Genomic DNA, 10,127 nt, shown 5'->3' with positions numbered 1-10,127 from the left:
CCGAACGGCCGCCGACCCGGCCCGACCCCGCTCGGCCGAACGGCCGCCGACCCGGCCCGACCCCGCTCGGCCGAACGGCCGCCGACCCGGCCCGACCCCGCTCGGCCGAACGGCCGCCGACCCGGCCCGAGCCCGCTCGGGTGAACGGCCGCCGACCCGACTCGGTTGAATGGCCGTCGACCCGACCCGACCCGACCCGGTCGGCCGAGAGGCCGCGAACAGACAAGGAACCCACCGTCATGACCCGCGTCGCCGCCATCGACTGTGGCACCAACTCCATCCGGCTGCTCGTCGCCGACGCGAACCCGGAGACGGGGGAGCTCGTCGATCTGGACCGGCGGATGGTGATCGTACGGCTCGGGCAGGGGGTGGACCGGACCGGGCGGCTCGCGCCGGAGGCGCTGCAGCGGACGTTCGCGGCCTGCCGGGAGTACGCCGCGGTCATCAAGGAGTACGGGGCGGAGCGGGTGCGGTTCGTGGCCACGTCGGCGTCCCGTGACGCCGAGAACCGGGACGAGTTCGTGCGCGGCGTGCTGGACATCCTCGGCGTCGAGCCGGAGGTCATCAGCGGCGACCAGGAGGCCGAGTTCTCCTTCACGGGCGCGACGAGGGAGCTGACGGGGCGCGCCGACCTCGCCAAGCCGTTCCTCGTCGTGGACATCGGCGGCGGCTCCACGGAGTTCGTGGTGGGCGACGCGCACGTGCGGGCCGCGCGGTCCGTGGACGTGGGGTGCGTGCGGATGACCGAGCGGCACCTCGTGCACGAGGGCCGGGTCAGCGACCCGCCCACCGAGGCCGAGACCGCCTCCATGTGGGCCGACATCGAGCGCGCCCTCGACCTCGCGGAGGAGACCGTGCCGCTGCGCGAGGCCCGCACCCTGGTCGGTCTCGCCGGGTCCGTCACCACCCTCTCGGCCATCCACCAGAACCTGCCGGAGTACGACTCCGCGGCCATCCACCACTCCCGCATCCCCTACGTCCGGGTCCGGGAGATCACCGAGTGGCTGCTGCGCTCCACCCACGCGGAGCGGGCCGCGATCCCCTCCATGCACCCCGGCCGCGTCGACGTCATCGCCGCCGGCGCGCTCGTCCTGCAGTCGATCATGGAACGGGTGGGTGCCGAGGAGGTCGTGGTGAGCGAGCACGACATTCTGGACGGCATCGCCTGGTCCGTCGCCTGACCCATAGGTCGGCGTGATCCATCCTCGGATGAGCATGCGAATCGACGGGTGAGCGCCCCGAACAGCCTGTGACACGCCGTGCCACGACACCTCGGCGGAAAGCTTCGTGAAGTTCTTCACAAGGAATTCGGCGCAGGTGGGGGCTCCGGCGGGGGCTCTTGGGCCGTTCGGGGGCTCAACGGGCCCGAGCGCGTGCTCAGGAGAGCGTTTCGGAGGTGTGTCGGGAGGTACTCGTGAGGGTGACATCGGGGGCCTTCAGGGTGCCCCCGGAAGCCTGGAGGAGCAGCTCACGCGGCATTGACAACGGGGCGTATCGGAAGTGGGTTCCCGTCGCCGACCATGACCTGCGTCACGTGGGCGGCGGAGTGTAGCACGCCCCCTGGGAAAGCTTGTGAAGGGGCGCACGAGCGGCCCCCTCGGGGCGGGTGGATACTCGATGCCATGAGCACCACGGAGCGTCCCAGGATCCTCGTAGTAGGCGGTGGGTACGTAGGCCTGTACGCAGCTCGGCGCATCCTCAAGAAGATGCGCTACGGCGAGGCGACCGTCACGGTCGTCGACCCCCGGTCGTACATGACCTACCAGCCCTTCCTCCCCGAAGCCGCCGCCGGCAGCATCTCCCCCCGGCATGTCGTCGTCCCGCTGCGACGCGTGCTGCCGAAGGCGGAGGTCCTCACCGGCCGGGTCACCACCATCGACCAGGACCGGAAGGTCGCCACGATCGCGCCGCTCGTCGGCGAGGCGTACGAGCTGCCCTTCGACTACCTGGTCATCGCGCTCGGCGCGGTCTCCCGCACCTTCCCGATCCCCGGCCTCGCCGAGCAGGGCATCGGCATGAAGGGCATCGAGGAGTCCATCGGCCTGCGCAACCACGTCCTCGAGCAGCTGGACAAGGCCGACTCCACGACCGACGAGGAGATCCGCCGCAAGGCGCTCACCTTCGTCTTCGTCGGCGGCGGCTTCGCCGGCGCGGAGACCATCGGCGAGGTCGAGGACATGGCCCGCGACGCCGCCAAGTACTACAAGAACGTGTCCCGCGAGGACATGCGCTTCATCCTCGTCGACGCCGCCGACAAGATCCTGCCCGAGGTCGGCCCCAAGCTCGGCCTGTACGGCAAGGAGCACCTGGAGAGCCGCGGCGTGGAGATCTACCTCTCCACCTCGATGGACTCCTGCGTCGGCGGCCACGTGGTGCTGAAGAACGGCCTGGAGGTCGACTCCAACACGATCGTCTGGACGGCCGGCGTCAAGCCGAACCCGGCGCTGGCCCGCTTCGGCCTGCCGCTCGGCCCCCGCGGTCACGTCGACACCGCGCCGACCCTCCAGGTGCAGGGCACCGACTACATCTGGGCCGCGGGCGACAACGCCCAGGTGCCGGACGTCGCCGCCCGCAAGGCCGGGGTCGAGAACGCCTGGTGCCCGCCGAACGCGCAGCACGCGCTGCGGCAGGCCAAGGTCCTCGGCGACAACGTGGTCTCCGGCATGCGGGGCTTCCCGCAGAAGGAGTACAGCCACGCCAACAAGGGCGCGGTCGCCGGTCTGGGTCTGCACAAGGGCGTCGCGATGATCGTCCTGGGCAAGACCAAGATCAAGCTCAAGGGCCGGCTGGCCTGGTACATGCACCGTGGCTACCACGGTCTGGCGATGCCGACCTGGAACCGCAAGATCCGCATCTTCGCCGACTGGACGCTCGGCATGTTCCTCAAGCGCGAGGTCGTGTCCCTGGGCGCCATGGAGAACCCCCGCGAGGAGTTCTACGAGGCCGCCAAGCCCGCGCCGGTCGCCGCCGCGAAGGCCGAGGAGAAGGCCAAGGCCTCCTGACCCCGGTCACCGGTCGCTGAACCACCCGAAGGACCTCCCGCCATCCGTGGTGCGGGAGGTCCTTCGGCGTTTCCGGGAGCCGAACCGACTACCTGTCAGGTACACCTGTTTTGCCCAGTCGTAACTCCTTTGCGGGACTGCGCCGGCGGCCTCACGGTGTTTACGTGGTAACCGGCATCCGGGATCGACGTCTTGGAGGTGTGCGCCATGGCCGACGCCGCGTCGCGGCTGAGGAGTGTTGCCGAGCAGGTGCTGGGAGTCCCGCTCCCGGTGCGGCTGCGGGTCTGGGACGGGTCGCAGGCCGGGCCGCCGGGCGCGCCGGCGCTCGTGATCCGCAATCGGCGGGCTCTGCGTCACATGCTGTTCAAGCCGGGCGAACTGGGCCTCGCCCGCGCCTGGGTCGCCGGTGACCTGGACATCGAGGGGGACCTCTACGGCGCCCTCGGGGCGATGTCCGGTCTGATCTGGGAGCGCGAGGACGACGGCCGTACCGTCCTCCAGGCGCTGCGCGATCCCGCCGTACGGCGGGCCGTCCGGGACCTGCTCAGGCTCGCCGGACCGCCCCTCCCGCCGGCCCCGCCCCGCGAGGAGGTCCGCAGACCCCGCCATCTGCACACCCGCCACAGCGACAGGCGGGCCATCAGCCACCACTACGACGTGGGCAACGACTTCTACGAGCTCGTCCTCGGCCCGTCGATGGTCTACTCGTGCGCCTACTGGGAGGACGGCGGGACGCTGGAGGGCGCGCAGCGCGACAAGCTCGAACTCGTCAGCGCCAAGCTCGGCCTGACCCCCGGTCAGCGGCTGCTCGACGTCGGCTGCGGCTGGGGCTCCATGGCGATCCACGCGGCCCGGGAGCACGGCGTGAGCGTCGTCGGGGTCACCCTCTCCCAGGAGCAGGCCGCGTACGCCCGTAAACGGGTCGCTGACGAGGGTCTGACGGACCGGGTGGAGATCAGGGTCCAGGACTACCGGGACGTCCGGGACGGGCCGTACGACGCGATCTCGTCGATCGGGATGGCCGAGCACGTCGGATCCGAGCGCTACCTGGAGTACGCCCGGGAGCTGTACGGGCTCCTGAAGCCCGGCGGACGGCTGCTCAACCACCAGATCGCCCGGCGGCCGCAGGGCGACGAGTCGGCGTACCACGTCGACGAGTTCATCGACGCCTACGTCTTCCCGGACGGCGAGCTCGCCCCGATCGGCACCACCGTCACCCAGCTGGAGCGGGCCGGCTTCGAGGTGCGGGACGTGGAGTCGATCCGCGAGCACTACGCGCTCACCCTGCGCCGGTGGGTGGCCAACCTGGAGGCCGAGTGGCCGCGTGCCATGCGGCTGGCCGGCCCCGGCCGGGCCCGCGTCTGGCGGCTCTACATGGCCGCCTGCGCGCTCGCCTTCGAACGCAACCGCATCGGCGTCAACCAGGTGCTGGCCGTCCGGACCCCGGACTCGGGCGCCTCCGGGCTGCCGCTGCGCACTCGCACCTGGAACTGACGGCACGCGGAAGGGGCCCCGCGGCGGGCGTGGGGCCCCTTCGCCGTGCCTGCCGCCGTCGGCTACTCGGCCTTGATCGCCGCCAGCACGTTCAGCTTCGCCGCGCGCCGGGCCGGCCACAGGGCCGCCAGCACGCCGACCGTGCCGGCCAGCAGCAGGAAGACCGCCATCCGGGCCCAGGGCAGCACCAGTTCGTACGTCGGCATCCGCGAGCCGACCAGCTGCCCGGCCGCCCAGCCGAAGAACACGCCCAGGCCGATGCCCAGCACCCCGCCGAACAGGGAGATGACCAGGGACTCCAGGCGGACCATCCGCTTGACCGCCGTGCGGTCCAGGCCGATCGCGCGGAGCATGCCGATCTCCTGGGAGCGTTCGAACACCGACATGGCCAGCGTGTTGACGACCCCGAGCACGGCGACGATCACCGCCATCGCGAGCAGGCCGTAGACCATGTTGAGGATCAGTGTGAACGCCTGCGCGATGGAGTTCGACAGGTCCTGCTTGTCCTGGACCTTGATCGCCGGGTTGGAGCCGAGGGCCTTCTCCAGCCTGTCCTTGGTCGTGCTCGACGCGCCGCCCGCCGTCCTGACCATGACCTGCATGTCGGCGGGGTCGGTCTCGTGCGGGGTCAGGGTGGCGCTGTCGAGCATGATCCCGCGGATCACCTGGTTGCCCTCGTAGACCCCGGCGACCGTCAGCCGCTGCGACTTCCCGTCCTCGTAGTGGACGGTGAAGACCGAGCCGGCCTTCCAGCCGTGCGACGTGGCGGTGTCGTCGTCCACGGCGACGTCCGAGCCGCCCACCCTGAAGGCGCCGCTGTCCACCGTGAGGTCGGTGAGCTTCCCGATCGCCGAGCCGTCGACGCCGGTCAGGAACTCGGTCTCGCCGTCGATGCGGGAGACCGCGTTGCTGAGCGGGCTGGAGGCGGTCACGCCGTCGGTCGCCGCGACCTTCTTCGCCACGTCGGGGGAGAGCGCGTGGCCGTTGGCCATCGAGACGATGTAGTCGGCGCGGATCGCCGAGCTCGCCATCCTGTCGATGGACTTCTGCAGGCTGCCCGCCATCACCGTCATGCCGGTGATCAGGGTCAGGCCGATCATCAGCGCGGAGGCGGTGGCGGCGGTACGGCGCGGGTTGCGCACCGAGTTCTGCCGGGCGAGCTTGCCGGCGACCCCGAAGCCGCGCAGCAGCGGGGCCGCGGCCGCGATCAGCGGACGGGACAGCAGCGGGGTCAGCACGAAGACGCCGATGATGAGCAGAACGGCCCCGAGCCCCATCGGGGCCTGGCCGTCGCTGCCGTTCATCGTGGTCGCCGCCAGGATCACCACCACGCCCGCCGCCGAGAACAGGGCGCCGATCGTGTTGCGCAGCACCAGCGACCTGGTGGTCGGGGCGGCGTGCAGGGCGCTCATCGCGGCCACCGGCGGGATCTTCGCGGCCCGGCGGCCAGGCAGCCAGGCGGCCAGCATGGTGATGACGACGCCGACGCCGAGCGCGGCGGCCACCGTGCCGGGGCTGACCACCAGCGGGCCGTCCGGGACGGTCGCGCCGAACGAGCCGAGCAGCGAGCGCAGTCCGGCGCCGATGCCGATGCCCGCGACCAGACCGGTCACCCCGGCGACCGCGCCGACCACGAACGCCTCGATCAGCACCGAGCGGGTGACCTGGCGGCGGGAGGCGCCCACCGCCCGCAGCAGCGCCAGTTCCTTGGTGCGCTGGGCGACCAGCATGGTGAAGGTGTTGGCGATGATGAACGTGCCGACGAACAGCGCGATGCCGGCGAAGACGAGCAGGCCCGAGCGCAGGCCGCTCATGCTGCTGGAGATCTGCTGCGCCTGGTCGTCGGCGAGCTTCTGCCCCGTCGTGGTCTCCACGAGCTTCTGCGGCAGGGCCGCGTCCAGCTGTGACTTGAGGGCGGCCTGGCCGGTGCCGGACTTCGCGGTCACGTCGATCTCGTCGTACGCGCCCTTCTTGCCGAACAGGTGCTGCGCGGTCGCCGTGTCGAACAGGGCGAGGCTGCCGCCGGCCGCCACGTTGCCGTCGTCGGTGGTGAAGACGCCGGCGACGGTCGGGGTGAGGACCGGACCGTCGACCGAGATGCGCACGGTGTCGCCGACCCGGTAACCGGCCCGCTCGGCGGTCCTGGAGTCGATCAGCACCTCGTCCGCGCCGCGCGGCGCGTGACCGCTGACCAGCGGGTAGCGGGTGTCCTCGGTGCCCCAGTAGTTGCCGCCCTCGGACTGCCAGCCGCCGCCGATCAGCTTGCCGTCCTTGTCGGCGATCGCGGTGAAGCCGGAGACGACGCCGGTGGCGGAGGCGGCCCCGGGGACCCGCGCGGCCTTGTCGAGGAGGGCCTGCGTGAGGTCCGGGGTCTTGCCTATGGTGTTGCCCTTGTCCGCCTGGCTCCGGGCGGTGACGGCGACGTCGACGCCCTTGAAGCCCTTGGCGGAGCTGTTCTGGTAGGCGTCCGAGATGGTGTTGGTGAAGACGAGGGTGCCGGAGACGAACGCGACGCCGAGCATGACGGCGAGCACGGTCATCAGCAGCCGGGCCTTGTGCGCGAGGACGTTGCGCAGGGCGGTGCGCAACATCAGCTGGTCCGGCCCTTCGCGTCGAACTGCTTCATGAAGTCGAGCACGGTGTCGGCCGTCGGACGGTACATCTCGTCGACGATCCGGCCGTCGGCGAGGAAGACCACGCGGTCCGCGTACGACGCCGCCACCGGGTCGTGGGTGACCATGACGACCGTCTGGCCGAGCTCCCGCACCGAGTTGCGCAGGAAGCCCAGGACCTCGGCGCCGGAGCGGGAGTCGAGGTTGCCGGTCGGCTCGTCACCGAAGATGATCTCCGGCCGGGAGGCGAGCGCGCGGGCCACGGCGACGCGCTGCTGCTGGCCGCCGGAGAGCTGCGAGGGACGGTGGCCGAGCCGGTCCCGCAGACCGACCATCTCGATCACGGAGTCCAGCCACTGCTTGTCCGGTTTCCGCCCCGCGATGTCCATCGGGAGGGTGATGTTCTCCAGCGCGGTCAGCGTCGGCAGCAGGTTGAACGCCTGGAAGATGAACCCGATCTTGTCCCGGCGCAGCTTGGTCAGCTGCTTGTCCTTCAGGGAGCCCAGCTCGGTGTCGCCGATCCGCACGGAACCCGAGGAGAAGGTGTCGAGACCGGCCACGCAGTGCATCAGCGTGGACTTGCCGGAGCCGGACGGTCCCATGATCGCGGTGAACTCGGCCTGCCGGAACTCGACGGTGACCCGGTCCAGGGCGACCACCTGGGTCTCGCCCTGGCCGTAGATCTTCGAGAGGTCCGTGGCACGGGCGGCCACGGAGGTGGTCCGCCGGTCGGCTGAGGGCACCCCCGGACGAAGTCGGGGGGAGGGTGTGGTGGACACGGAAGGGTGCTCCTGTCGGGACGACGGCGTTCACGGGGACCGCACCATCGTCTCGGCCGGACCGGCCCGTGTAGTCAGCCGCAGTTCCGGTTCCGGGGGCGACCAAGGGGGGACCGGCGGGGCGCCGCGTCATACCTGGGGATGACACCGAACCCCGAGACCGGACCCGGAAGCGGGGGCTCCCGGTCGTCGAGAACAGGTGGAGCCCCCTTGTTCGGACGGTGAAATTCCGTCATTCCGTGTACGCGCGCACCCACCGCGCGTAACGCTATTGGCAAGTGCGGATGGCTCGTTCCGGGGGCTGATGCTCCCTCAGACCTCAATAAAATAAGACAACATCGGGTCGTCCGTCCGCTGTTCGGGGGACGCCTCCCGATAGGGTCGGAGCCTCGTAGCGGAGCCCATGGCCTGCCCGGATGGTGGAATGCAGACACGGCGAGCTTAAACCTCGCTGCCCCTCGCGGGCGTACCGGTTCAAGTCCGGTTCCGGGCACTTACGCTGCCATTGCGGCTTACCTGTCGGCATGACCGGTTGGCGGTGTCACCTCGCGCGCGTCGCCGGCGCACCGTCGGCGCACGCCTTCCCCGAGCCGCTCGCGCGAGCGGGTGAGCGCCTGACACCCAGTCCGACCGCCCGGCGGGCCGCGAGGCGGACACCGGGCGGCTCACCCTTCGTAGACGGTCAGGACGGCGCCGTCCACCTCGATGCGGCGGCCCGCGCGCATGCCGTTGCGGCGCAGGGTGCGCAGGCACTCCTCGAAGAGGGCGAGTTCGCCCGGGTCGAGGATGGCGGCTGCCAGGTCCAGGAGTTCGGTGACCGAGGCGTCGGTCAGCACCTCGGGCAGTTCCCCGGAGAGCAGGACGACCGACTCGCCGTCGGGTTTGCGGACCACGGCCGTCGCCGGTCCGCCGTGCACGAACAACACATGTCCCCCTGAGAGCCCGTGGTCGTGCGGCTCTCGCGTCCCGGGCAGGACGAGAGACTAGTCCCGGGGCTGGACGGTTTCTTACGGAGTCGGATTCTTTACCCGAGTTGACCGAAATACACCCGGGAGTGTGACGCCGACGCTCACTTCTCCCGGGGCGCGCGGTCCAGCAGGGACTCCACGAGCGCGCTGACGTGCCGGCGGTCGTCCGCCGACAGTTTCTGGACACTGGCGATGAGCAGCGCGACCTCGGGATCGGCGGCGCCGGCGTCGGCGGTGCCCTCCGGGCCGGCGGCCGGCGAGGTGTCGTACACGTGGATCCCGCAGGCCTCGGCGGCGGCGCGGCGCACCGCCTCCAGCGGGATCTCCAGCCCCTTGGCCAGGCCCTCCAGGGTGGTCGCCTGGGGCATGCGGACCACGCGGTCGGTGGTGGCCAGGTGGTGGACGGTGGAGCGGGGAATGCCGCCGCGCCGCGCCACGTCGCCGTAGGACCAGCCCTTGCGGTCGAGGCGCTCACGGATCAACTGCTGCAGTGCGTTGGCCACTGACCGTCACTTCCTGCTCGCCGCCGGCGGGGGATCGCCCTGTCGCGGCCGATTCTACGGTCGGGTAGGCGATCGGCCGAGAGGGTGATTTTCCAAAGGGGTTGCGCGGTGGGTTCCCGAGGGCCTAGTGTCCAATCTCGTTGGACAGCACGTCCGACCAGATTGGACAGAGTCCGGGGGGAACCTGACTCGATCCGATCGGAAATGTCTATCCCTGAGGGGGAAACGATCATGATGGACGCCCACGAGCTGGAGAACGAGTCCGCCGAGCTGCTGCCGGGCCGTGAGGCCCTGGGCCGCCTGAAGTTCGGCTTCGGCAAGACGGTCAACGTCACCAAGCACATCGCCACCGTCAACGCCCACAACGAGTCCGCCGCGCTGAACGACCACTCGTCGTGGTCGGTGGCCGACTCCGGCGCCGGACAGAGCATCAGCATCCAGCAGTAGTACCGCCCTGGCGCACGGCGCCGGCACCGAGATCGACCTCAACCTCACCGCGCACGAAACGAAGGGACATCCGTCATGAGCATGGACATGAACGAGCTGGAGAACGAGTCCGCCGAGCTGCTGCCGGGCCGTGAGGCCCTGGGCCGCCTGAAGTTCAGCTTCGGCAAGACGGTCAACGTCACCAAGCACATCGCCACCGTCAACGCCCACAACGAGTCCGCCGCGCTGAACGACCACTCCGCCTGGTCGGCCGCCGAGTCGTCGGCCGCCCAGACGATCAGCGTCATCCAGTAGCCCTCCGGAGCGCCACCGCCGTCGCCCC

At 70.7% G+C, this 10,127-nt stretch carries 9 protein-coding genes and 1 tRNA gene; 6 read left to right on the top strand and 4 right to left on the bottom strand.

The features are described 5' to 3' along the window. The first annotated feature begins 239 nt into the window (after window positions 1-239). From AB0M11_RS40300 to AB0M11_RS40290, 3 genes are all read left to right on the top strand, one after another. On the top strand, window positions 240-1,181 hold the full coding sequence (locus tag AB0M11_RS40300) for a Ppx/GppA phosphatase family protein (RefSeq protein ID WP_365713757.1): 942 nt from the start codon (window positions 240-242) through the stop codon (window positions 1,179-1,181). A gap of 441 nt (window positions 1,182-1,622) precedes the next feature. Further along, window positions 1,623-3,002 carry an NAD(P)/FAD-dependent oxidoreductase gene (locus tag AB0M11_RS40295; protein WP_365713755.1) on the top strand — a complete coding sequence of 460 codons (1,380 nt, stop codon included), beginning with the start codon at window positions 1,623-1,625 and terminating at the stop codon, window positions 3,000-3,002. A gap of 207 nt (window positions 3,003-3,209) precedes the next feature. Continuing rightward, window positions 3,210-4,496, top strand: coding sequence for a cyclopropane-fatty-acyl-phospholipid synthase family protein (locus AB0M11_RS40290; RefSeq protein WP_365713753.1), 1,287 nt, complete (start codon window positions 3,210-3,212; stop codon window positions 4,494-4,496). A gap of 62 nt (window positions 4,497-4,558) precedes the next feature. Here the strand turns inward: AB0M11_RS40290 and AB0M11_RS40285 are convergent, their stop codons facing one another. Both AB0M11_RS40285 and AB0M11_RS40280 read right to left on the bottom strand, forming a co-directional pair. Next, window positions 4,559-7,087 (bottom strand): FtsX-like permease family protein, encoded by a 2,529-nt coding sequence (locus tag AB0M11_RS40285; protein ID WP_365713751.1) that lies wholly within the window; start codon window positions 7,085-7,087, stop codon window positions 4,559-4,561. Further along, window positions 7,087-7,851: an ABC transporter ATP-binding protein gene (locus AB0M11_RS40280; RefSeq protein WP_365713749.1), complete on the bottom strand. Its 765-nt coding sequence runs from the start codon at window positions 7,849-7,851 to the stop codon at window positions 7,087-7,089. The genes AB0M11_RS40285 and AB0M11_RS40280 overlap by 1 nt, the downstream gene beginning before the upstream one ends. A gap of 446 nt (window positions 7,852-8,297) precedes the next feature. On the opposite strand from AB0M11_RS40280, the gene AB0M11_RS40275 reads away from it, so the two are divergent. Further along, window positions 8,298-8,380 (top strand) — tRNA-Leu (locus AB0M11_RS40275). Between the two features lie 172 nt (window positions 8,381-8,552). Here the strand turns inward: AB0M11_RS40275 and AB0M11_RS40270 are convergent. Continuing rightward, entirely contained in the window at window positions 8,553-8,813 is a 261-nt protein-coding gene (locus AB0M11_RS40270; RefSeq protein WP_365713747.1) for a hypothetical protein, read from the bottom strand. 143 nt (window positions 8,814-8,956) lie between these two features. Then, window positions 8,957-9,358: a helix-turn-helix transcriptional regulator gene (locus tag AB0M11_RS40265; protein WP_365713744.1), complete on the bottom strand. Its 402-nt coding sequence runs from the start codon at window positions 9,356-9,358 to the stop codon at window positions 8,957-8,959. A 231-nt stretch (window positions 9,359-9,589) separates the two neighbouring features. On the opposite strand from AB0M11_RS40265, the gene AB0M11_RS40260 reads away from it, so the two are divergent. Both AB0M11_RS40260 and AB0M11_RS40255 read left to right on the top strand, forming a co-directional pair. Next, on the top strand, window positions 9,590-9,805 hold the full coding sequence (locus tag AB0M11_RS40260; RefSeq protein ID WP_365713742.1) for a hypothetical protein: 216 nt from the start codon (window positions 9,590-9,592) through the stop codon (window positions 9,803-9,805). Between the two features lie 75 nt (window positions 9,806-9,880). Further along, entirely contained in the window at window positions 9,881-10,099 is a 219-nt protein-coding gene (locus AB0M11_RS40255) for a hypothetical protein (RefSeq protein WP_365713740.1), read from the top strand. The last annotated feature ends 28 nt before the right edge of the window (window positions 10,100-10,127 follow it).

The sequence above is a fragment of the Streptomyces sp. NPDC051987 genome, from assembly GCF_040680735.1.
Classification (GTDB): domain Bacteria; phylum Actinomycetota; class Actinomycetes; order Streptomycetales; family Streptomycetaceae; genus Streptomyces.
The sequence above is the reverse complement of the archived record's forward strand: the minus strand, read 5'-3'. Positions and strand labels throughout refer to the sequence as shown.

Coding starts and splice junctions, on each gene's coding strand:
- AB0M11_RS40300 (WP_365713757.1), top strand. CDS start 240: ATGACCCGCGTCGCCGCCATCGACTGTGGCACCAACTCCATCCGGCTG.
- AB0M11_RS40295 (WP_365713755.1), top strand. CDS start 1,623: ATGAGCACCACGGAGCGTCCCAGGATCCTCGTAGTAGGCGGTGGGTAC.
- AB0M11_RS40290 (WP_365713753.1), top strand. CDS start 3,210: ATGGCCGACGCCGCGTCGCGGCTGAGGAGTGTTGCCGAGCAGGTGCTG.
- AB0M11_RS40255 (WP_365713740.1), top strand. CDS start 9,881: ATGAGCATGGACATGAACGAGCTGGAGAACGAGTCCGCCGAGCTGCTG.
- AB0M11_RS40260 (WP_365713742.1), top strand. CDS start 9,590: ATGATGGACGCCCACGAGCTGGAGAACGAGTCCGCCGAGCTGCTGCCG.
- AB0M11_RS40285 (WP_365713751.1), bottom strand. CDS start 7,087: ATGTTGCGCACCGCCCTGCGCAACGTCCTCGCGCACAAGGCCCGGCTG.